Origin of the sequence: Fundicoccus ignavus, from assembly GCF_009659375.1 — a bacterium.
Lineage (GTDB): Bacteria > Bacillota > Bacilli > Lactobacillales > Aerococcaceae > Fundicoccus > Fundicoccus ignavus.
The window spans coordinates 29,847-54,509 of the sequence record NZ_WJQT01000018.1 but is presented as its reverse complement, the minus strand read 5'-3'; the positions used below and the strand labels follow the sequence as shown (position 1 = coordinate 54,509).

Sequence of the window (24,663 nt, the reverse complement as noted above, 5' to 3'; positions counted from 1 at the left end):
ATCCTCTAATACAATATTTGGGTCTTTAATTTCGAACAATTTTGCGATACTATGTATATATGCCAAGTGAATTCTCCTTTTGATGGTTGTGGTGACTATATTATAAAGGAAATCACTGGCTTTTTTTTGACAAAAAATTAAAAAGAGTGTCAGTGAGGATTTCCTCACCAACACTCAAAATTTTAGAACCCAAAAAACTTATAAACCCTTATACTATGATAAAAAAGCACTCGATAATTCATCAATTATCGAGTGCTCGCATTATATTTGATTATTCTGAATCTTCTTCAGCGTCATCCATATCGTCTGCTACATCATCAGTTTTTATTTTCTTTAACAATGCATCAATGTGACTACCATAATCAACTGAACGGTCACGTTCAAAAAAGATTTCTGGTGTTTTATAAATGGATAAACGTTTTCCAAGTTCACTGCGAACTTTACCTTTAGAAGCATTTAAACCTGCTTCTGTTTTCTGACGTTCACCAGCTAAATCAGATAATGTGCTATAAAAAATTGTTGCTTGTTGTAAATCGCCAGTTACTTCTACATCCGTAATTGTAACACCTGCAATACGTGGATCTTTGATTTCACGGATTAAAATGTCATTTACTTCACGCATAATTTCTTGACGGATACGTCCTAAGCGGAATTTCGCCATATTAGGGCCTCCCCTTTAATTAGTCTTATTTACGTTTAACTTCAACCATACGGTAAGGTTCGATGATATCATCAATTTTAATATCGTTGTAGTTTTCAATCATGATACCACATTCGAAGCCTTTTGCAACTTCTTTAGCATCATCTTTAAAGCGTTTCAAGCTCGCTAATTCACCTTCAAAGATAACAATATTATCACGAATTAAACGAATCATGCTTGAGTTTTGGATGAAGCCATCAAGTACGTATGCACCAGCAATTGTACCAACTTTTGATACTGTATACGTTTCACGAACTACTACTTGTCCTGTAATTTCTTCTACGTATTCTGGATCTAACATACCTTTCATTGCTGTTTCAATTTCTTCAATCGCATCGTAGATAATACGGTGTGAACGAATTTCAATTTCTTCTTCTTGAGCTTGTGAACGAGCTTGTGGTGTAGGTCGAACGTTAAAGCCGATTACAATCGCACCAGAAGCTGAAGCTAAAGTAATATCACTCTCGTTAATTGCACCAACAGCTTGATGGACGATATTAACGCGAACACCTTCGACTTCAATTTTCTGTAAGCTTGCTGATAAAGCCTCTACAGAACCTTGAACATCCCCTTTGATAATAACATTAACAGCTTTCATTTCACCATCTTTAATACTATCAAATAAGTTTTCAAGCGTAACTTTTTTCTTGCTATCTCTTTGCAATTCAAGAGCTTTGCTCGCTCTTTCTTCACCCGCTTGACGTGCTGTTTTCTCATCTTCAAAGACTACGAATAAATCACCTGCTTGAGGCGCATCATTTAAACCAGTAATTTCAACCGGTGCTGATGGTCCTGCAGTTTTAATACGACGTCCTTTGTCGTTAACCATTGTTCTTACTTTACCATAAGTATTACCAACCACGATTGGATCTCCGACATTTAATGTACCATCTTGTACTAATAATGTAGCAGTAGCACCTTGTGCAGTATCCAAACGAGCTTCAATTACTGTACCTAATGCCATACGGTTTGGTTCAGCTTTTAACTCTTCTACTTCAGAAACTAATAAGACCATTTCTAATAATTCATCGATATTCAAGTTCATTTTTGCAGAAATTTCTACAAAAATATGCTCTCCTCCCCAGTCCTCTGGAATAATCCCGTGTTCTGTTAACTCTTGTTTTACTCGATCTGGGTTAGCAGTTGGTTTATCAATTTTATTGATAGCTACAATAATTGGCACTTCAGCTGCTTTAGCATGGTTAATCGCTTCAACAGTTTGTGGCATTACACCATCGTCCGCCGCAACAACAATAATCGTAATATCTGTTACATCCGCACCACGAGCACGCATTGTCGTAAAGGCCGCGTGACCAGGTGTATCTAAGAATGTAATGACTTTACCATTAGCTTCAACTTGATAAGCACCAATATGTTGCGTGATTCCTCCAGCTTCGCCTTCAGTTACGCGAGTATTACGTAATTGGTCAAGTAATGTTGTTTTACCGTGGTCAACGTGCCCCATAATCGTTACAACCGGTGGACGTGTCGCTAAGTTTTCTTCTAAGCGATTAGCACGAGCATCTTCAAAGTATTGGTTTAAATCAGAAACATCGATAACGTGTTTTTCTTCTGGCTCTACACCATACTCAACACAGATTAACTCGATTACTTCTTTTGACAATGCTTGGTTTTGGTTCGCCATTACACCAAGCATAAGTAATTTTTTGATGATTTCTGAAGCATCACGGTGGAATTGTTTCGCAATTTCTTGGATGTTGATCCCTTCGCTATAAACCAATTTTTCAGGCAAATCTTTATGTTTACGTGCTGTAAGGCCTTTTGATTCTGTTTTAGGTTGATTATATTTACCACGGCGATTACGACGACCTCCACGAGAACGTCTTGAACCAAATTCTTTTGCTGCTTTTTCAGCTGCAATCGAAGCTTTTGTTTGTTGCTTAACTGGTTGTTTTGGAGCCGGTTTTTGGTTCGTATTACCTGTTTGGCCTTTAGCAGTATGTTGTTGTTTGTTATTAGTTTTTTCTGTCATGGATGTACCTTTTGCCTCAGAATTAGATTTAACATTCTGTTGAGCATTCTTTCTATTATGATTTGCTTGGTTATTTGTCTCCGCTTTAGCAGGAGTTTTAGGTTTAGTAATAGCGTTTGTTAATTGCTTTTGTTGTTGTTCGTCCATTGACGACATATGACTATTGAAATTAATTCCATTTGTTTTTGCAACTTCTAAGAGTTCTTTGCTACTTAGATCAAATTTCTTTGCAAATTCATATACGCGTATTGCTGACATAATATCACCTTCCTATAATTCAGTCATTTATCTCATGTTGTTCTGCTCCTGTCACATATGATAAAAATTTCTTTGTCATGCCACGGTTATTAATCGCACAAATTGTACGACTTTTACCAATTGCGTGGCTTATTTCATATTTAGTAAATGTAAGGTTTAATGGTACGTTATTTCGTTCACACATACCGATATATCTTTCTCTTGTTGACTCACTTGCATCTGATGCACAAATGACTACATTTACTTGGTTGTTTTTTATTGCTTTTTCGACCATTTCATCACCTGATACTAAGCAACGCGCACGCGTTGCTAAACCAAGTAGATTCAATTGTTTTTGTTTCGGCATCATAGTAATTCTTTCCGCGCTTTCTGATGATCAACGTAAGCATATAATTCATCGTAAAACTCATCACTGACTTTTACACCGAATGCACGATCAAAGACACGTTTTTCTTTAGCTTTCAAAGCTAAAGCTGGTTCTAATGCAATATAAGCACCACGACCGTTTTGGCGTCCTGTTGGATCTAAGAATACTTCGCCGTCTTTATTTTTTACGACACGTACCAACTCTTTTTTGGGGTACATCTCTTGTGATACGATACATTTTCTCAAGGGCACTTTGCGTTTAGGTTGATTATTCTTCAAATGTATCCCTCCCTAATTATTCAATTATAATTCTTCTTCTTCAACTTCTTCGATGAAATCAACTTCTTCAACTAATTCATCGTAAGATTGTTCTGGATCGACCTCAGCTTCTGCTACTAATTCTTCAACGTCTTCAGCGTCAAAATTTTGTTCAGCATTATCTGCTTCATCTATCATCGCTTCTACTTCTGCTTCAGCTGATAAAAATTCACCTTCAACATTTGATAAATCAATCTCTTCACCATAATCAATCGCATCTTCTTCAGCTTTAAACGCTAAAGCTGCTTGCTCATCTAAGTAGTCTGCATAAGCAGTTTCAGACTTAATATCAATCTTATAAGTTGTTAAACGAGCTGCTAAACGAGCATTTTGTCCTTTTTTACCAATTGCTAATGATAATTGGTAATCTGGAACGACAACGATACAAGAATGGTTTGCTTCGTCAAAGATAACTTCAACTACATCAGCAGGGTTCATCGCATTACGGATAAATTCTGTTGGTTCCTCTGCCCATTCGATAATGTCCATATTCTCACCGTTCAACTCATTCACGATTGTTTGAACACGTTGCCCACGTTGACCCACACAAGTACCGACTGGATCAATGTTCTTATCGCGAGAACGTACCGCAACTTTTGAACGGTCACCAGCTTCACGAGCAATGCTCATGATTTCAACAACACCATCATAAATTTCTGGTACTTCTTGTTCAAATAAACGACGTAGGAAATCTTGGTGAGCACGACTAACAATAACTTGTGGTCCTTTAGGTGTTTTATCAACTTTAGACACATACACTTTAATACGCTCATCCATCTGGAACTCTTCACTCGGAATTTGTTCATTCATCGGCATAATCGCTTCGATTTTACCAATGTTTACATATACATTACGGTTATCTTGACGTTCAACCGTTCCAGTTAGAATTTCATCTTGGTATTGAGTATACTCTTCATAAATGATCTCACGTTCAGCTTCACGAATTCTTTGCATAATGACATGCTTCGCAGTTTGTGTTGCGATACGACCAAAGTCTTTCGGAGTTACTTCAAATTTAATTTTATCTCCGATTTCATAGGCACGATTAATTTTTAAAGCTTCTTCTAAACTAATCTCTAATGTACTGTCATAGTTAGTTTCAACAACATCTTTTACAGAATACACTGCAATTTTACCGTTGTTTTCATCAAATACTACTTCAACGTTTTGAGCTTGGTCATAGTTTTTCTTATAAGCTAATACTAAAGCTGACTCTAACGCCTCTTTAATGACTGTGCGCGAAATACCTTTTTCTTCTTCTAATACTTGCATTGCTGCAACTAGTTCTTTACTCATTTTATTCCCTCACTTACTCTTTGTCTAAAATTTAATCGCTAGACGCGCTTTAGAAACAGCTTTTTTCTCAATTTCTAATTTTCTCGTCGCCGTTTTAATTCTCACCTCAAGTAGGTAATGTTCGTCATTAACTTCTAGAAGTGTTCCCTCATGTTGTTTTTCACCATGCTGTGGGAAATAGTAGTCAAAGTGCACATACTCGCCAACTGCTGCTTGAATATCAGCTTCAGTTTTCAATGGTCTTTCCGCCCCTGGCGATGACACTTCTAAGAAATAAGCATCAGGGAAAGGGTCTGGATGAATTTGATCGAGTGACTCGCTAAGTTTTTCGCTAATCGCTGCACAGTCGTTTAAATCGATTCCACCTTCTTTATCCGCGTATATACGCAAGAACCAGTCTTTACCTTCTTTAACATATTCAATATCAACGATAAAGCATCCCATCTCTTCCACAAGTGGGTCGATAATTGGTTTAACTTTTTCTATTATTGCACTCATTGATTCACCTCTTAATTTCACTTTCATTCTACTCTGTAAGTAATTGTCCATTTGTCTGTTCGTCATGAAACGACCCAACTGCATGAAAAAAGCGAGCGTTGCCGCTCACTCCTCACCTACGTTTTCTACTTCATTATAATATCACAAAGAACAGTTAATATCAAGCCGCAGCCACTATTGTAGCTATTTTAAGCCTTTCTTTAAAATGTATACCTTTTCATAAAGAACAATCAGCTCTATCACCTAAAATGACAAAGCTGACTACAATACTATTATAATGTTTTGGTTTTAACTAAATGTTTCCCTGCTTTTCTACCTTGGTGAATAATCCCAGCTATTGCAGTTCCAGACCCTGGGTAGTAACCTGTGACCCAGCCTCCTGCATTTAAACCAGCAGCATATAAACCTTTAATGGCATGACCAAAGTTATCCAATACTTGAGAATCTGTATTAATTTTCATGCCGCCTAACGACCCAAGATTTGTAGCCTTATTCTGCATAGCGTAGTAAGGTGCATTTATAGTTTTAACACCTTGTTCTCTTCCGAAATCTGGATCTTCACCTTTGATTGCATACTTATTCCACTGTTCTAATGTCTCAATTAAATTATTGACTGGCACCTTAATTAATTCTGCTAGAGCTTCAATAGAATCTGCTTTAATTAATAAGCCTGACTCAAGGTCAGCCGCTAAACTTTCAGCAGTCCACGCACTACCTGGCTCTAAAATAGATTGTTCGCCAAATATCATAAATGTTGGAGCGTCGTGCTTTTGTGTCTCTTGGAAAATTGCTCGGTAATGATAGGCATAAGTTGCATCTTCGCGAACAAATCGTTTACCAATTCCATTTACATGAATTAAAGGAATCGTTGGAATACTATTGTTAGTTGCATTTCCTGTTCGACCACAGAAATCAATACAACCTCCCATTCCAGAAATGGCACCCCCAACACTCATTCCCATCATAATTCCATCACCAGTGTCGTATGGTGATGATAATAAAGTTGAATTGGAAATATCGAAATATTGTTGCGGATTCAATTCTTTAGCTAAGGCTGGATTATGATCCACTGATGCGGTTGCCAATACAACACCTAAATTCGCTTTGACTTTAAGGGTTTGGCCCTCTTTTTGAACTACAGCCCCAATCACTTCGTGAGTATCCTTAGCTTGGATCAATCCAATAACTGGACAATCATATTCAATTGCTCCGCCTTTAGCTTCATATTCCTTTAATAGAGCTAATATCAACAATGTACCTGCCCCACCGTCTCCACCATTTTCATATTGATGAATACGGTCCGCATGTAAATCTTTTGCTACATAAGGAATCGGAGCATGCCCGTAAACCGTATCGAAGTTTAAGCCCATCTCAGCCAACCATTCAATATTATGAGGAGCACCCAGCGCTAAATCCCACACTAAATCTTCATTCACGTTGCCTTCACCAGCAGTCACCCATAATTGAGCATGCTTCTTCGGCGTATCATCTTGATAGGAAGTTAAATTCTTTTGATATTTAGTCCCAGCAGCTTGAATAACTCCCCCTGAACCATTCGTAGTCCCACCAGGAATCCCTGCTTTCTCACAAATTAAAGTTTTCAGTCCACCACGCGCAGCTTCAACTGCAGCTGATAAGCCCGCACCACCAGAACCAGCAATGACAACATCATAAACTTCGTCAAAATACTTATCGTCATCATCTAAGTAAATAGGGGCTTGTGCGACTGATGTATTGACTTCATCATGACTTGTAATTGAAGCACTGGTAACCGAGTCTATATTTTCTTCGTTTGTAGAAGGTAAGCTCACGGATAGATCCAACGCTTCGTCATAACCTAATTTACCTTCCGAAACTGCAACTGCTTTTCTAGCAGCCTTAAGAAATGCTGATGTACTAAAAGTTGCGCCTGAAACTGCATCAACATCTAAATTCTGCTTAGTTTCAATCTTAGTTAGCATTCTTTGAATACCTAAATTACCAATATGTGCATTTGGCTCATGCTCACTTGTGATTTTAATAATTTTTCCGTTATCTAATTCAACTGTAGCTGTAATTGGACCATGAAAGCCTTGCGCTCTACCCTTAAATTCTCCCATTTCCTAAACATCCTTTCATTTTAACTTATATGCTCATATTATCACATAGATATTTTATTAGCTAGTTAATAAAGAACGGATACATTTATGTTGCCAAAGCTAAGTCTAATTTCTACACGAAAGACAATCTTGTGTGTCAACTCAATTTATCAATATTGGAATTTAGGTAGCAGAAAAATCTTACTATTTCCAACTTTTAGTTAGATTGGATAGGTTTCTGTTTATTTAATGAGCTTCATGAAATTGAGGAGATGTAACTAAAAAGGCGTGTGTAACTGAAGTTTTATTTTGTAATATAAGGCATATATGTTTTATGTTGATGTACCAAGCTGTGTACTGCGCGTAGTTAATTGTTCTCCAAGACAGTGGTCAATTTCATGGCTTCATTTATGGTCGTAATGTCCATTCTTATCCAGCTCAATCGGTTAGACTCTAACTAATTTGCTGCATTCAATGTCACACCAAGCTGTTCTAATTTCACTTTGTACCTCTTTGGAAAATAAATCCCCGAGCTACGTTAAGTATTCCAACAAAAGTAAAATTATCAAATCAAGTTAAAACTCTAAACGGAATTTAAAGGCCTCGGATTCGTCTGATTTTTTCTGACGAGAACTGCCTTTAGTTTGAGTTAGGTAGTTGAAATCCCCTCGCTCAACAAACGAGGAGCCACAAACAGTAAGTAAACTAGTTGGCCAATACGATTTACATTTGCTAAATTCACAAGCATAGTCTTCATGAGTTAACATAGTCTCCGTGTACAAGAAAATTACGAACATTATCTGAGGACGGTCTTTTATGTTCATTTAGCAATTTTGTCATGATAACACAGGGTTTTAAGCCAGACGCAGCATTAAACTTACTAAATCAACACGATACCTATAAAACAATAAAGAACCTCCCAAACGGGAGGTTCTACTAGTTAGATAAATTAATTAAGCTTTGTGTTTTTCGATAAATGGAACAAACGCATCTACAACTGATTGTAAGAAGTCAATTGTACCTTGGTTGTTAACTTTACCGTCTTCACCAATTAAGTTTTGTGAGTTAGCTAACATAACTTCTGGTTGAGGTAACACTGGCATATCTAAGAATGCTAAAATTTGACGTAAGTGGAATTGAGCTAAAGAACCTGATAAGTTAGCAATTGAATGTGAAACAACTAATGCAGGTTTTCCACCCCAAACACTTTGACCCCATGGACGTGATGCTACGTCTAATGCGTTTTTCAATACACCTGGAATTGAACGGTTATATTCACCAGTTGCAAAGATAATTGCATCTTGGCGCGCTACTGCTTCACGGAATGCAGTATATTCTGCTGGACTGTTTGCATCATACTCTTCATTGTATAAAGGTAAGTTGCCGATTTCTAAGAATTCTACTTCATAACCTTCAGGTAATAGTTCAACAATATTTTTTGCCCACTTACGTGAATAAGATTCTTTACGTAAAGTCCCTACTACTACACCAATTTTTGTCATGTTACAACACCCTTTCGAATTTAAAATATATGATTTACTACTACTTTAGTATAATCTCGATTTCGAAACATGTCAAGGTTATTCTGAAATCAATTTGAATAACTTATGTTACTTTAAGAACAATGGTATTACCTCTGCCAAAATAGTAACATAAACCCTCATTCTTTAAAGGCGTAGAACTTCTTTTTTGTGTCCAGTGGCTACTTAGAAATCCCCCCCTTTATCGGAATTTCTTCATTCGGTGAAACAGAAAAACAGCTCAACCCCAAAGAGTTGAACTGCTTATGATTAAAATAGACTTAATTGATCTTCTTCAGGCAGACCATTTAATACACCTTGGTCAGATAAATACTCCATAATAGTCTTTGATACTTTCCCACGTTTAGCTAAATCTTCCTTTGATAAGAAAGAGGCTTCAGAACGCGCCGCAATGATTTGCTTGGCAACGTTCGCACCCAGTCCAGGTACTGCTCTGAACGGAGGTATCAGACTATTACCTTCGATAATAAATTCATCAGAGTGTGATTTCTCGAGACTCACCATTTGGAATGTAAAGCCTCTTTCTAGCATTTCATTCGCAATTTCAAGAACAGTTTGTAAGTTGGCTTCTTTCGTAGACTTGTCGAAACCTTTATCTGTGATTTCACGAATTCGACGCTTCACCATTTCTTTTCCTTGATGCATCGCAATAATATCAAAATCGCCTGCTCGCACTGAGAAATATGCAGCGTAGTAATAAATTGGATGATGAACTTTAAAGTAAGCAACGCGTAAAGCCATCAAAATATAGGCTGCCGCATGGGCTTTCGGGAACATGTACTTAATTTTCAAACAAGATTCAATATACCATTCCGGCACTTTACTAGCGCGCATTTCTTCTTGCCAGTCATCTGGAATCCCTTTACCTTTACGCACATTTTCCATAATCTTGAATGCTAAACCATCTTCCATGCCATATTGAATCAGCGTGACCATGATATCATCACGACAACCAATAACTTTCGCGAGTGGAACAACCTTCTTCTTAATTAATTCTTGCGCGTTTCCTAACCATACATCAGTCCCGTGAGACAATCCTGAAATTTGTAGTAACTCAGCAAACGTATTAGGTTTTGTTTCTTCTAACATCCCTCGTACAAAGCCCGTACCAAACTCTGGTACTCCTAAGGTTCCTGTTTTCGAGAAGATTTGTTCAGGTGTGACACCTAATACATCCGGACTACTAAAGAGCGACATGACATCAGGATCTGTTGGCGGAATCGAGATAGGATCAATACCACTTAAGTCTTGTAGGAAACGAATCATGGTCGGATCATCGTGTCCTAGAATATCTAGTTTCAAAACGTTATCATGAATCGAGTGGAAGTCGAAGTGAGTCGTTTTCCATTCGGCATTCACATCATCGGCCGGGTATTGAATCGGTGTAAAATCATAGACATCCATGTAGTCAGGAATAACAATAATCCCACCCGGATGCTGTCCAGTTGTACGTTTAACTCCTTCAATCCCTTTAGCAAGTCGTTCTTTTTCAGCTTGAGGCAAACGTTTTTGCTCGTATTCTAGGTATCCACGAACATAACCAAAAGCTGTCTTCTCAGCTACTGTACCAATAGTTCCAGCACGGTAAACGTAATCCTCACCAAATAATTCTTTAGTATAGGCATGCGCTCGAGCTTGATAAGCTCCAGAGAAGTTCAAATCGATATCGGGTACTTTATCACCATAGAAACCAAGGAAGGTTTCGAAGGGGATGTCTTGCCCTTCTTTCTTGAGTGCTTGACCACAATGTGGACAACTTCTTTCTGGCAAGTCATAACCTGAACCAACGGATCCATCTGTATAGAACTCACTGAAATAACAATTCTGACAATAATAATGCGGAGCTAATGGATTAACTTCCGTAATCCCAGTTAATGTCGCTACCAGACTTGATCCTACCGAACCACGCGAACCTACTAAATAGCCATCTTCCATACTTTTATGAACAAGCTTTTGCGAAATTAAGTAAATAACCGCAAATCCATTGGAAATAATACTGTTCAATTCTTTTTCAATTCGCTTCTCAACAATATCTGGTAAATCTGGTCCGTACAATTCATGGGCTTTATTATAACTTAATTCTCGAATTTGTTCGTTCGAACCTTCAATATTTGGTGTATATAATTTAGATTTGATGACTTCAACTTCATCGATCATGTCTGCAATACGATTCGGATTGGTTACGACCAATTCGTAAGCCAAGTCCTCTCCCATAAAAGCGAATTCTGCTAACATTTCATCAGTTGTACGGAAATGAAGAGGCGGGAAGAACATTTGACGATTCGCGTTAATTTTCTTAGAACGTAATAGGATTTCTCGATAAACTGAATCTTTCTCTTCAAGATAATGAACATTCCCAGTTGCTACAACCAGTTTGTTGTTTTCTTTTCCTAGGCGAACCATTTCATGCATAATGTGTTCTAAATCAGCTTCTGAACGAATTAATTCTTGTTCAATCAATACTTCATAGACCGATTTTGGTTGGACTTCAATATAATCATAAAAGCCGACGAGTTCATTCGCTTCATCGTAACCTTTTTGCATCATGGCGGTAAAGACTTCACCACTGTTACATGCCGTTCCAATTAGTAAATTTTCACGGTATTTATTTAATAAGCTTCTTGGTACGCGAGGCTCACGGTGGTAATAATTGACGTTCGATTCGGATATTATTTTGAACAAATCTTTTAAGCCGTCTTGATTTTTAGCGAGTAAAGTCGCATGGAATGGGCGCGCTTGTTTATAGGAATCACCTTTACCCATCTGATCATTCAATTGATGATGATACTCCATCTCAAACTGTTCTTTAGCTTGTTCTAACAATTTGATCATAATTAATCCGGTTGTTTCCGAGTCATAAATCGCACGGTGATGTTGTTCAAGATTAACACTATAATGTCGGGCTAATCTACTCAATCCATGAGATTTTAAATGTGAATTGACGAGACGAGATAATTCTAATGTATCGATAACTGGAAGTTCCGTAGGGCTTTCACCTATTTTTTCATAACCTTTATTAATAAAACCAATATCAAATGAAGCATTATGGGCTACTAGAATAGTGCCTTCACAGAATTTGATAAAGTCTTTCAAGACAGGTTCAGCACTTGGTGCATCCGCTAGCATTGCATCCGTAATGCCGGTTAATTCAGTTGTAAAGGCAGATAATGGATGCCCAGGGTTAATAAAGGCCTCAAAGGTATCAATGACATTGCCTTCATGCATTTTAACGGCCGCTAGTTCAATAATTGAATCATATACTGAAGATAAACCTGTCGTCTCCACGTCAAACACAACATAAGTGGCTTTTTCTAATTCAATCGGTTGCGGGTTATAGGCAATTGGTTCGCCGTCATTAACGACGTTAGCTTCAATACCATATAACACTTTAATCCCATGTTTACTTGCCGCCGCGAAAGCATCTGGGAAAGCTTGCGCTCCTGCATGGTCGGTAATGGCAACTGCCTTATGGCCCCATTCCGCTGCTTGTGCGATTAAATCACTGACCGAGTTGGTTGCATCCATCATACTCATATTACTATGTAAATGTAGTTCTACACGTTTTTGGTCTTCAGGTGCTTTATCTTGACGCGTTGCTTTCTTTATTTTGCGAATACTACGCGGTCTAAAGTCCATCTCTCCCGAATAGTTATCCGGGATCATATCGCCTTCTAGCCGTAACCAGTCTCCCTTACCGTACTGGTGTAATTGTTCGTTTTTAATATTACGGCCACTCATTACTTTAACCGCAACAGAACTTGTGTAGTCGGTAATCTTTAAAATCAATAATTCATTACCACTTCTTAATGAAATCACCTCTTTATTAAAGACGTAACCCTCAATGACTTGGCGATATTGATTATCAATTAGTTCAACAATTGGTGTTGGTGAAACGCCAGGGATGTCTTTTCCAATCGGTGCGATATCGCCTGTTGTTTCGACTACTTTCACTTTTTTATTCTCGTTCATCTCCATCGCTTCAAGTGCTTCAATTAAGCTACGCTCATCTTCATCACTCTGGCGTTGGATAACATCATTTTTTTCTTGTTCATTTAAATCTTCATCAACATAATATTCAATCTCAAGATCATCAATACCAATTTGCTTGAATCGTAACTTGAGAATGTCATTGTATTGATTTTCTAACATATCTACTTGTAATTGACTAGATAAACCGACAACCAAACGATTTTCTTCAATTTTTGTGCTCGCCTGACTCAGGCAGTTTTTTAAGAATGGTTTCTCTTGCCCAAAGACACTTTGAATTGCTTGCCAGAAATCAAGGATAACTTGACTATCTACATAATTATCTTCAAACTCCCACCAAATATCGACCGTCGCAATTTCGCTAAAGGCTGACTTCACATGATGTGAAAAAATACTAAAGGCATCTGGATGAATACGTTTAGGACTTTTTAAATAAAAATGCCATAAACGTGAGTCAGGGTACACATCTACCTTTTCTATTTCCACTGTTTTTATTGCTGCGAGTATATCCGCATCATTGATCTGAATTTGTTCGATTAATAATTCGAACAATTGACGATTGTCATTCATACAATGCTCCCTTCGTTAATAATAGTCCGTGAGTATCGAAATACTAACGGACTATCTTTCAAAACATTCAAAATAATTATCGATTAAAAGAATACGCGACTAATGTCATTCCAAGTTACAGCAATCATTAAGATAAACAAGAAAATCACACCGATAATGGTAATAATTCCCTCTTTTTCTTGGCTTAATGGTTTACCACGTACTGCTTCAATTAAGTTTAACACTATTTTCCCACCGTCTAAAGCAGGAATAGGTAATAAGTTAACAATCCCTAAGTTAGTACTTAAGAGTGCCATGAAGTAAAGTATTGTGGTATAGCCTTGATTAACCACTTCGCTGGTTGCCTCAGCCATTGCAACGGGTCCACCAAACATATTGATATCAAAGCCTTTTGTAAACATACTACCAAGGACTCCTAATACACTAGCGATAACACCCCAGGTTGCCGTAAAACCATACAATAAACGATCGATTAACCCCGTTTTCTGTGCAGCGTAGACACCAATTTGTCCAACTGGCTGACTGTCGTCACTCACTTGAATACTTCCAATTTCAATCGTTAAATCAAGCGCTTGATTATCTCGTTCAACCACCACTATCACTGTTTCACCGGGCATACTTTGAATCGTCCCTAAAACATCATTCCAAGAGGAAATACTCTGCCCATCAATTTCAATGATTCGGTCACCTGATAACATACCAGCCTCTGCTGCCGGATTCCCCTCAATGACATCACCAATTTCTGAACTACTGCTTGGAATAGCAGGCATCATTAAGCCGACTATCGCAAATACAATGACTGAAAGAATAAAATTATTCATTGGACCTGCAAAATTCGTCATCATTTTCTGCCACACGTTTGCTGACTCATAACGCGTCTCAATCGGTGAAACTTGCACACGGGTACCATCTGCTTCAATGATTTGAGCTATCTTAGAGACTGAATAACGCACACTTTCAGTTTGACCGACAGGAATCGCATCAATATACATCTCGTTGGCTAAATCGAGTTGGTCTACTTGAACAGGTAATTCATCAACTTCTGAACGCTCTGTCGTATTAATGGCTATCACTTGCTCTTGATCATCCAACACTAAACCAACTTGCATCCCAGCTTGAATCGCTTCCTCTTCATTCAGACCAGCTAAGCGCACATAACCACCGAGTGGCAGCATACGAATAGTATATGTCGTGCCGTCTTTACCCTGTTTGGCAAAAAGTTTTGGCCCCATACCAATCGCAAATTCTCTCACTAAAATCCCTGCTCTTTTCGCAAAATAGTAATGTCCAAATTCATGAATTACTACAATGATTGAAAAGATGATTAAAAACACAATAATCGTTTGCAATGTCTGCATATACGCTTCAATCCTCTACATTTTAATTTGATTAATTCTTTCATTATTCCGACAATTTAACATCCTTAATTTTAGCTCATTTACTAGTAAATGTAAAATTAACTAAAAGCTATTTGGTGAATCCTATTCCATTTTGATCTGTAGCATTAGATATTTACGAAAAAAGAAAACAATAAAAATGTCACTTAACATTCATTATCCAAAACCATACTGTCATTCAAACTATAACTTTGTTAAAATAATATTGAATAACTTTAAGGTGGTATTTATATGAAATTAATAAAAGTTGCCATTGTGGATGACGATCCCCTTCAACTTAATCTGTTGAACAATATGATTACAATAGCTGGTGATAAAATTGGATATTCTATTCAATCTACTTTATTCGAAAGCGGCGAAGCTTTTTTATTCGCATTAGAAGATTTGCCCGATTTAAATATTGTTTTTCTCGATATTCAAATGAAAGATATTAATGGGATGGAAGTTGCTAGGAAAATCCGCGAAAACAATCAAGAATTAACCTTGGTTTTCATTACTGCTTTCGTAGAATACGCTCTTGATGGCTATTCAGTCAATGCATTAGATTACATTCTAAAACCTATCTCTCAAGAAAAAATAAATTCAATCTTAAATCGTTATATTGATCAAACTCCTACAGAATCAACTTACATTCTTGTTGATTATCAACAGACACAGCTTAAGTTAAATCTTGATGACCTTCTATACTTAGAGGCGGCTAAACATCAAACAATCATTAATCTAGAACAAGAAAGCTTACGAGTCAATCTACCCTTTTCTCATATAGCTACTTTAGTCGACGAACGATTCATTCGCACTCATCGCAGCTATATGGTTAATTTATCACATATCACGCAACTATCTAAACAATCTGTTCGACTCACCAATAATGAAACTATCCCAATTTCCAAAAGACTAAGCAAGGTAGTACAAGCATCTTTCGTTAATTATTATAGAAAAGAGGTCTTTTATGAATAGCTATTGGACAATTAACAGCCTCGTCATCCTGTTTTTTATCGGTTTAATCATCTATACGTTAAAATTAAAGAGAGAGGTTGCTTTTTTTAAGCAACAAGAAAAAGAACTAGATGACTACACAACAGAAGTAGCCACTGTTTATCAACAAATGCAAGGAATTCGACACGATTACCGCAATCACTTACAAGTAATGTCTGCTTTTCTTAGTCAAGAAGAATATGAACAGTTAAAACACTATTTACTCGAACTAACCAATGAATTGAACCAAGTAGACACAATCATCAGAACTGGCAATACGATGATAGATTCATTGGTCAACACCAAATTAACTCGCGCTAAAAAATCAGGCGTTAACATAGTCGCTCAAGCTTTAGCACCCGAAAGCTTAACCATCGATAAAGTAGATCTTGCAGTTTTAATTGGAAATTTACTCAACAATGCGCTAGAAGCTACTACGGTAACCATAAAATATACCAAAAATAATAACAATGAAGCTCCTGACCAGTTTATTAGATTATATATCGCCCCTATAAAGAACAACCTTTACATCAGCATTACGAATTCTATGACACAAGCCCCTAAACAAAATTTCCTGTCTTGGAAAGCTCCAAACCGAGTAGGTTATGGTTTAAATCGCATTAATCAAGTGGTCGATAAATATGATGGTATCATCAAACGCAACTGGGAAGAAGGAGTTTTTGCAACTGAGATTACAATTCCAATAGAACCTAATATAGAAATAGCCCAAGAATAAGTCAAATTGACTATCCTCGGGCTATGACATATTGTTACAATGACTTCAAGATTGACTAGACGTAATATTGTGCTTGAGCTTGCCACAACTCTTGGTATTTACCTTCTTTTGCAAGCAATTCATCATGTGAACCTCTTTGAATAATTTCGCCAGCATCAAACACGAGTATTTCATCACAGAAACGACAGCTCGATAATCGATGTGAGATAAAAAAAGCTGTTTTATTTTGTGTAATAGTAGAAAACTTCTGATAAATCTCAAATTCAGCGATTGGGTCTAACGCTGCTGTAGGTTCATCTAAAATCATCATAGAACCATCTTTATATAAGGCTCGTGCAATGGCAACTTTCTGCGCTTGTCCTCCGGATAAATTGATACCATCACTTTCAAATTCCTGACCCAAATAGGTGTCCAAACCCAGTGGTAATTCTTCTAGTGTTTCTTTCAGTCCAACTTGTTGAGCATATAAATCTGCTTGCTTTTTATGATAGTCTCTACCCACTGATATATTCTGGCCAATTGTGAAACTAAGTAAGCGATAGTCTTGAAAGACAACACTAAAGAGTTGATAATATTCTGATAAACTGTACTTTTCTGCAGCAATATTATTCATAATTACTTGCCCTTGAGTTGCTTCATAAAGTCTCATTAACACTTTAATAAACGTCGTTTTTCCTGAGCCATTTTCTCCTACAATTGCATACTTTTTACCGATTTCAAATTGCTCTGTAATATTCTTTAACGTATAATCCTCAGCCTCTGGATAGGCAAAATACAACTCTTCTACACCAATTTCATAATTATAATCTAAACGTTTTTCAACGTGCAAACTACCTTTCGTTTCTTCTTCGGGGTAATCCATTATTTCAAAGTATCTTTCTAATGGTTCGACTTGAGCAAAAACTGAGACAAAATTTAAGAACTGGGGCAAAATTGCAATCAATTGACTAAGCGCACCTGATAATTGAATAACAAGCGATAATGGCAAACTACCGATTAACACCCTCACTCCAATCAACAAATAAAGAAACCATGTTAAAAATTGAGAAGCAATATTCGTTAATAATACAGCTAATTGGTTTTTACTATAGTATTTTTTATACCAATCCAATATGCTTATGGTATGTTCTTGCGATATCTTCTTAAGTGATTTATGTAAATTATACAGTCGAATCTCTTTCCCATTCTCTGAATCATAAAGTTTAGTCGTTATGTAGTAACTCATAGCATTCGTTTCCAATGTTTTGTCACTTTCATCACCGACAAAATTATATACCCTCTGCATTAATTTTGTCTGCATAATCGTACTGATGATTATTAATATTACTAGCAAGAACGTCAGCCAAGATGAATTAATCCAACGCCACTGATTTTCGATGTTGGCAACAGAAACTTTCCACAATGGCATTAAAAGTAGGAGTGCCCAAACGAAACGAATGACATTCTCAACAAAATCAAACAATTGAGTAGCAATTTGAAGCATACTCGAGTGATTCTGAACCATATCTCTACTAATACGGTGAAGTTTCTCGTGAGTGTCCGCTTGGTCTGCATAATGGAAATTCATGCGCATCATTTTTTCATAAGGTTGTTCACTAATTTTTCGTCTAACAAGTACTTTTTCATCATCTACCATTGGTCCTAAAAAATCACTAATTAAGCGCAAAATGGTGAAAATAATGAGATATTCACCAACGATATGCTTCACCGCCGCAAACTGGTTATTAGCTAATTCATTTAATATTTGGCTCATATAAATTAGATTTATGAAAACTAGGCTATGGTCACAAAAAGCTTTAATGAGATGCATAACATACGCTTTTGGATTGTTTTTCACAATTTCTTTAAATGCCCGCAAAAAAATCGCTTGATTTTTTATCATAATACACCCCCAAGCTCTTGGCTTCCTTCTTGATCTTTCAATTCTCTTCCTATATCTTCTCTATAATAAAACGCTTGAGTCTCAAACAATTGAAAGTATTTACCCTTTTGTTCCATCAATTGCTGATGAGTTCCAGCTTCTATAATCTTCCCATCATCTAGATAAAAAATGCGATCGCAGAATCGCGTTGATGCCAAACGATGAGAAATGAAAATTGAAATTTTATTTTTTGAAAAACTCTCGAATGATTGATACACATTACTTTCAGCAATCGGATCTAAGGCTGCTGTTGGTTCGTCTAATACCAATACTGCTGAATCTTTATATAAAGCTTGAGCCATTTTCAACTTTTGTAATTGTCCACCTGAGAGTTGAACTGCGTCAAAATGAACTTCCTTTACATAATGACTTGCGTCATCGTTAGGTAATTTATCAATTATTTTATCCATACCACTTTCTTTCAACACCTTCAAATATTTGTCCTCATCATATGTAGATCCATTGATAATTGCGTCTCTAATTGTGAATGTAAATGCAACGGATTCTTGAAAGATTGGGGAAAACAAATAATATAAATCCTTGATCGCAAATTCCGTATTTTTAATCCCATTAATCCGTATTTCGCCCGTATCTGGCATTAATAAGCCTATTAACAGCTTAATTAATGTCGTTTTTCCTGCACCGTTGCTTCCAACAATGGCAATATTTTCATCTGGTCGAATGGTAAAACTAATCTTATTTAACGTTGGCACTGTATTCCCTGAATAAGTATAACTTACATTCTTAAAAGATATTTCGTTTACTTCTTTAGGAACAGTGATTGTGGACGATTGCTTAAATACCGGTGCTTGATTCATGAATTCTACATACGCAGAGACCTCTGTTAAACTAACATTTAATGAATTAAGTTGATTGACTAAGTTCATGAGAGTTTGAGTAATTAAAGTTACAACACTAACATAAACGACAAATTCAGAAAGAATAATTTCTCCAAGACTAATCAATTCTATACTTCTTAGGTATGCTAGCAATGTCATCATTATCAATGCAAGAGAAACAAACACATTCTCTATACTTTGGTGACGTCTTGAAGAGCGTGTATATTTTAAATAATCAGCACTTAATTGAGTTTTGATTGCTTGAAACCAACCTTTCATATGGTACAATCGTAAATCCTTAGCAATCCGATTATCTCCAATGACTTTCTCTAGATAATTAAATTGGCGCCAATTTTTTAATGTATTTGGTAATTCAGCTTCTTTTAAACGTTGTTGCTTTCTTTTTAATGCAATTAAGCCTACTAGCACAACTACCAACACCACAAGGAAATTTTTCTCTAACGTGAATAGTGTATAAAAATAGAGAATAACCGAAAAAAAAGCTGTGCCAATGGCTAACCATTCATCAAAAATTCTGCCTAAGGACGTCCCTCGATAATCTAGTAGCATCATTGCATCCCAAAATTTCTTACTACCTTCTTCTCCAGTAATTAATGGGTAATCTAAAGAAGCTTGTTTAGAGATAACTGGTTCAATCAATTGGATTCTAAACGTTTCTGAGAAATAATCAAATTTATTTTTCAAAAAGACTTCTAGCGATGTTAAAATTGAAACAGCAATTAGCCATAGGGATAAATTTTGAATAAACAGTATAATTTCCATGCCATTAGTTAACCACTCAATTACTTTTGCCATTGTTAGGATTTGAATAAATGGTACGATGGCTGAAACTAATATTTTGACAATCATCCATAGAATAATTGTCGGCTTATAGTCATGGATGAGTTGCCACAATAACTTAAAGTTACGCCATTTAATTTTCATATCTATCTTCCCCCTCTTCTTCTGTTCTTATAGTTTATCCAAAATACACAATTAATGTAAAAAAACTAAACGAACTGTTCATTTAAGTCCACGAACGGTAATTGTCTAAAAAAGAAAAAAGCGAAGCAACTGAATGCTTCGCTTAATAATTCATTTATAGTTAAAAAAAGTTTAGCCAAATCATAAAAGTAAAACTAGCAAAAATCATGCTATCAAAACGATCTAAAACACCACCGTGTCCTGGAATAAACTTCCCAGAATCTTTCACGCCAAAATAACGTTTATAAGCAGATTCAACTAAATCGCCATATTGACCAACAATTGACATAATGATTGTTAATAACCAAATATGACTCACTTGATTGATACTTGTAGGCACGTACTTTAAATAGATAGACGAAACAATAACTGCAAGAATTACGCCACCTACACTACCTTCAACCGTCTTGTTCGGACTCACTTCCGGCGCTAACGGCGTTTTACCAATTAAACGCCCTGTCAAATAGGCACCAGTGTCAGTTGCCCAAATAACAAGTAATTGATAGCCAATTGTTGCGATTCCCATATCACGCATCTGAATTAAAAAACGAAAACCGAAGCCAACATATAAAGCACCAAACATTAAGACTGATGCATCTACAAAGTTAAAGGTCTTATGTTTATAAACCGTCATTGTTAATAAAACTAGACCACATATGTAAAAGATAAAATGTGGATCATCAATCGAAATCACTAAGTTTAAGTAATTTGCAGGTAGTAAGACTGATGCTAAAGCTATCGAAGCAATAACACCTATGATGCTAAAAAAATTAATCCCTTTCATGGTGGCTAATTCATATAAACCAACTATTCCGAGGAGTAAAGCAAGCCAGGCGAACCAAGTGCCACCTGCAACTAAAAATGGTATGAAAACTGCTAAGGCAAGCAAGCCGCCCAATACTCTAATTTTCATTTCATACCACCCTTCTATCATTTATTATTCCTCTTTACTGAGGTACACTTTTAATATTGTATCATAACACCGCTTAAATAACTAGTACAATAGGACTTACAAAGCATTGCACCAATTGTGTTAATTAACGATTTTAATCCTCAATTTTACCAAAACGACGATTTCTGTGGTTGTAATCTTCAATTGCTAAATCAAAATCTTTTGCTCCGAAATCTGGCCACAATACATCTGTGAAATAGAATTCTGAATAAGCAGATTCCCAAGTCAAGAAGTTACTTAAACGTAATTCACCACTTGTGCGAATAATCAGATCTGGATTAGCAATCTCTAAATATTTCCCAGTACTTAAAGACGCTTGAATTTTAGCTAGATCAATTTCTTCTGGTTGGAGTTCTCCTGCTTGTACTGAAGTAGCAATTAGTTTAACAGCATCAACAATATCTTGTTGACCACCGTAATTTAATGCGAAGTTTAGCGTCATACCTGTACAATGCGCCGTTTGTTCAATCGCACTGTGTAAAATGTTCTGTGTTTCTTGTGGTAACGCTCTTGCATCGCCTATGAAATCTACTTTTATATTATTCTCAATCAATTGTGGTAAAAAGCTCTTAAAAAAATGAGAAGGTAATTTCATCAAGAAACTGACCTCTTCTTCGGGTCTTCCCCAGTTTTCAGTTGAAAAAGCATAAACTGTTAATAATTTCACACCGAGTTCATTTGCACGAATTGTGATAGTTTTAATTGTTTCAACACCTCTTTTATGCCCTGCCACTCGTGGCATAAAACGTTTTTTAGCCCAACGACCATTACCATCCATAATGATAGCAACATGTGCTGGTATTTCAAATTTTTGATTACTCATAACATATACTCCTCTAAATTGACGTACATTCTTTTCCATTATAACAAATGCAAACCTTAAACCTCAAGGTTATATCATATAAATGAATTTATATTTATCCCCATAATTTGAATTCCTCAGACCATTTTCACTAATTTAAAATCTTTATAGTTATTCTCCTCTTTTTTTCAGGTCTTCATCGCACCATCGCACAAAAATCACTTCGAAGAGTAAACAAAAATGCTATTATAGCTATCCCATATGTATATTCCTTTATAAAATAAAAAGAGTCTACTCTGCAGTAGACTCTTAAAACGAAAGGTTGATTAACCTTCCATAATTTCTTTTTCTTTTCCAACAGTAATTTCATCGATGCGTTTTGTTGCATCATCTGTTAATTTTTGAATTTGTTTTTCGTAATCTTTAACATCATCTTCAGTTAATTCGTTGTTTTTTTCCATTTTTTTCGCTTGATCAATGGCATCACGACGAATGTTACGAACCGCAACTTTAGCTGCTTCTTGTTCTTTACCAACAACTTTAGTTAACTCAGTACGGCGTTCTTTAGTCAATGCTGGAATCACTAAACGAATAACTTCGCCATCACTGTTTGGTGTAATACCTACATCACTTTGTAAAATAGCTTTCTCAACATCAACAATACTACTCTTATCATAAGGAGAGATCATTAACATTCTCGGTTCTGGTACAGTAATACCTGCTAGTTGGTTTAAAGGTGTTGGAACACCATAATAAATGACGTTCACACGGTCAAGAATACTCGCATTGGCTACACCCGCACGGATAGTACCTAATTGACGGCTGTAAGCTTCAATTGATTTAGTCATTCTTTCTTGAGTTGATTTAATTAAATTATCTGTAGACATAATAAGTCCTCCTGTAATTAAACATGTATTTGCTTTATTGTACCATATTTCACGGCAACTTGTTAACAATGTTTCACTAAATCTTTAGAATACGTATAAATATTTTAAAATAGAATTTTTGACTTAATAGTTTTCACTTAGTTCATATAATTTCTTCAAAGTATTTAAATTGCGAATCGTCACTTGCTTATAAAAAGCGTCACCTGTTATCTTGACATAACTCGAACGCTTATAAGTCATTTCATCTAAAACTGCCCAATACACTGCTAAATTTCCGAAATGAATTCGTTCACCTGCTGGTTCCATCAATTCAAACGGTTTTGTATCAAAATATGCTGGCAAGAAAAACAAAATATTTTGGCGATAAAAATTATCCAAGAACCACCAACCTGGTAAATTTTCATACTCTTGACGAAAGTCAGTCACGGATATTAATGCGAAAGGCAATTCAAAATCATAAAAATCTTGAAACATATTCTGGATGGTGTGACGTGTTTGGTGTCTATCTAGAGTTGAATTAAAAATTAAGTTACCACTATTTATATAGCTAATAACCTGCGTAAAACCTAAGTCTGCTAATTGTTGCTTTAATTCCGCCATGACGACTCTATTACGACCACCAACGTTGATGGCCCTTAACAATAATATATAACCCATGTTAACCTCCCTAATAGTCAAAAAAACCAGTAAAACTGCTTAACACTCTAGAGTCCAACAGGAAATTGAGGTTTGCTTGTTTTACTGGTATTCGTTGTTTGAATTCGTTTAATCTTTACCTTGTACAGTTGTACCGATGTTTTCACCCATTACAACACGACGGATGTTGCCAGGTTCATTTAAGTTAAAGACTACTAATGGAATATTATTATCCATACTTAATGAGCTCGCTGTCGAGTCCATTACTTTAAGGCCTTTAGCAATCACTTCTAAGTGAGTTAAATTTTCAAATTTAGTTGCTGTAGCATCCAATTTAGGGTCTGCATTATAAACGCCGTCAACATTGTTTTTAGCCATTAAAATTACATCAGCATCAATTTCTGCTGCACGTAATGCTGCTGTAGTATCTGTTGTGAAGTAAGGGTTACCTGTACCACCAGCAAAAATTACTACACGTCCTTTTTCAAGATGACGCTCTGCACGACGACGAATGTAAGGTTCTGCAATTTGACGCATATCGATTGATGTTTGAACACGAGTCGGTACACCATTGTTCTCTAATACATCTTGTAAAGCTAATGCATTCATTACAGTTGCAAGCATCCCCATATAGTCAGCTTGAGCACGTTCCATACCCATTTCAGAGCCAATATTTCCGCGCCAAATATTACCGCCACCTACAACAATTGCTACTTCAATTCCTAATTCGTGTACTTCTTTAACTTCAGAAACCATGCTCTTAATAGTTTCAGGATCAATTCCGAAACCAGCTTCTCCAGCAATTGCTTCTCCACTAAGTTTTAGTACAATGCGTTTATATTTAGGTTCAGTCATGGATGTTCCACCTCTCACTTTCGAATATTATCTGTTCTGCTATATAAAATAGCCTTTAAAAAAGCCCCAGCGGA

General features: G+C 36.4%; 19 protein-coding genes. 2 read left to right on the top strand and 17 right to left on the bottom strand.

The features are described 5' to 3' along the window. Positions 1-271 precede the first annotated feature (271 nt). From rbfA to rseP, 10 genes are all read right to left on the bottom strand, one after another. Complete coding sequence (rbfA, locus tag GF867_RS10745) at positions 272-661, bottom strand: 30S ribosome-binding factor RbfA (RefSeq protein ID WP_153833109.1); 390 nt, start codon at positions 659-661, stop codon at positions 272-274. A 25-nt stretch (positions 662-686) separates the two neighbouring features. Beyond that, positions 687-2,951 (bottom strand): translation initiation factor IF-2, encoded by a 2,265-nt coding sequence (gene infB / locus GF867_RS10740; protein ID WP_153833108.1) that lies wholly within the window; start codon positions 2,949-2,951, stop codon positions 687-689. Positions 2,952-2,970: 19 nt separating this feature from the next. Beyond that, positions 2,971-3,300 carry a L7Ae/L30e/S12e/Gadd45 family ribosomal protein gene (locus GF867_RS10735; protein WP_153833107.1) on the bottom strand — a complete coding sequence of 110 codons (330 nt, stop codon included), beginning with the start codon at positions 3,298-3,300 and terminating at the stop codon, positions 2,971-2,973. Further along, positions 3,297-3,596, bottom strand: coding sequence for an RNase P modulator RnpM (gene rnpM / locus GF867_RS10730; protein WP_260393984.1), 300 nt, complete (start codon positions 3,594-3,596; stop codon positions 3,297-3,299). Before rnpM ends, GF867_RS10735 begins: the two co-directional genes overlap by 4 nt. 24 nt (positions 3,597-3,620) lie before the next feature. Next, on the bottom strand, positions 3,621-4,931 hold the full coding sequence (gene nusA, locus GF867_RS10725; protein WP_153833106.1) for a transcription termination factor NusA: 1,311 nt from the start codon (positions 4,929-4,931) through the stop codon (positions 3,621-3,623). Positions 4,932-4,955: 24 nt separating this feature from the next. Further along, positions 4,956-5,429: a ribosome maturation factor RimP gene (gene rimP, locus GF867_RS10720; RefSeq protein ID WP_153833105.1), complete on the bottom strand. Its 474-nt coding sequence runs from the start codon at positions 5,427-5,429 to the stop codon at positions 4,956-4,958. A gap of 272 nt (positions 5,430-5,701) precedes the next feature. Then, positions 5,702-7,528, bottom strand: coding sequence for an FAD-dependent oxidoreductase (locus tag GF867_RS10715; protein ID WP_153833104.1), 1,827 nt, complete (start codon positions 7,526-7,528; stop codon positions 5,702-5,704). Between the two features lie 932 nt (positions 7,529-8,460). Then, positions 8,461-9,009, bottom strand: coding sequence for an NADPH-dependent FMN reductase (locus GF867_RS10710; RefSeq protein WP_153833103.1), 549 nt, complete (start codon positions 9,007-9,009; stop codon positions 8,461-8,463). 288 nt (positions 9,010-9,297) lie between these two features. Then, positions 9,298-13,605, bottom strand: coding sequence for a PolC-type DNA polymerase III (locus tag GF867_RS10705; protein ID WP_153833102.1), 4,308 nt, complete (start codon positions 13,603-13,605; stop codon positions 9,298-9,300). Between the two features lie 83 nt (positions 13,606-13,688). Continuing rightward, positions 13,689-14,963, bottom strand: a complete 1,275-nt coding sequence (gene rseP / locus GF867_RS10700) for an RIP metalloprotease RseP (RefSeq protein ID WP_153833101.1) — start codon at positions 14,961-14,963, stop codon at positions 13,689-13,691. A 270-nt stretch (positions 14,964-15,233) separates the two neighbouring features. Between rseP and GF867_RS10695 the strand changes: the two genes are divergently transcribed. Both GF867_RS10695 and GF867_RS10690 read left to right on the top strand, forming a co-directional pair. Beyond that, complete coding sequence (locus GF867_RS10695; protein ID WP_153833100.1) at positions 15,234-15,959, top strand: LytR/AlgR family response regulator transcription factor; 726 nt, start codon at positions 15,234-15,236, stop codon at positions 15,957-15,959. Continuing rightward, entirely contained in the window at positions 15,952-16,713 is a 762-nt protein-coding gene (locus tag GF867_RS10690) for a sensor histidine kinase (RefSeq protein ID WP_153833099.1), read from the top strand. Before GF867_RS10695 ends, GF867_RS10690 begins: the two co-directional genes overlap by 8 nt. Positions 16,714-16,768: 55 nt before the next feature. Here GF867_RS10690 and GF867_RS10685 read toward each other — a convergent pair whose 3' ends face one another. From GF867_RS10685 to pyrH, 7 genes are all read right to left on the bottom strand, one after another. After that, positions 16,769-18,595, bottom strand: a complete 1,827-nt coding sequence (locus GF867_RS10685) for an ABC transporter ATP-binding protein (protein WP_153833098.1) — start codon at positions 18,593-18,595, stop codon at positions 16,769-16,771. Continuing rightward, entirely contained in the window at positions 18,592-20,418 is a 1,827-nt protein-coding gene (locus GF867_RS10680; protein WP_153833097.1) for an ATP-binding cassette domain-containing protein, read from the bottom strand. The genes GF867_RS10685 and GF867_RS10680 overlap by 4 nt, the downstream gene beginning before the upstream one ends. 160 nt (positions 20,419-20,578) lie before the next feature. Continuing rightward, positions 20,579-21,391 carry a phosphatidate cytidylyltransferase gene (locus tag GF867_RS10675; RefSeq protein WP_253940804.1) on the bottom strand — a complete coding sequence of 271 codons (813 nt, stop codon included), beginning with the start codon at positions 21,389-21,391 and terminating at the stop codon, positions 20,579-20,581. 112 nt (positions 21,392-21,503) lie between these two features. Beyond that, complete coding sequence (gene uppS, locus GF867_RS10670; protein WP_153833096.1) at positions 21,504-22,232, bottom strand: undecaprenyl pyrophosphate synthase; 729 nt, start codon at positions 22,230-22,232, stop codon at positions 21,504-21,506. Between the two features lie 305 nt (positions 22,233-22,537). Then, entirely contained in the window at positions 22,538-23,098 is a 561-nt protein-coding gene (gene frr / locus GF867_RS10665) for a ribosome recycling factor (protein WP_153833095.1), read from the bottom strand. Positions 23,099-23,221: 123 nt separating this feature from the next. Beyond that, positions 23,222-23,755 (bottom strand): DUF1697 domain-containing protein, encoded by a 534-nt coding sequence (locus tag GF867_RS10660; protein WP_153833094.1) that lies wholly within the window; start codon positions 23,753-23,755, stop codon positions 23,222-23,224. 108 nt (positions 23,756-23,863) lie between these two features. Continuing rightward, on the bottom strand, positions 23,864-24,589 hold the full coding sequence (pyrH, locus tag GF867_RS10655) for a UMP kinase (RefSeq protein WP_153833093.1): 726 nt from the start codon (positions 24,587-24,589) through the stop codon (positions 23,864-23,866). Positions 24,590-24,663: the final 74 nt, after the last annotated feature.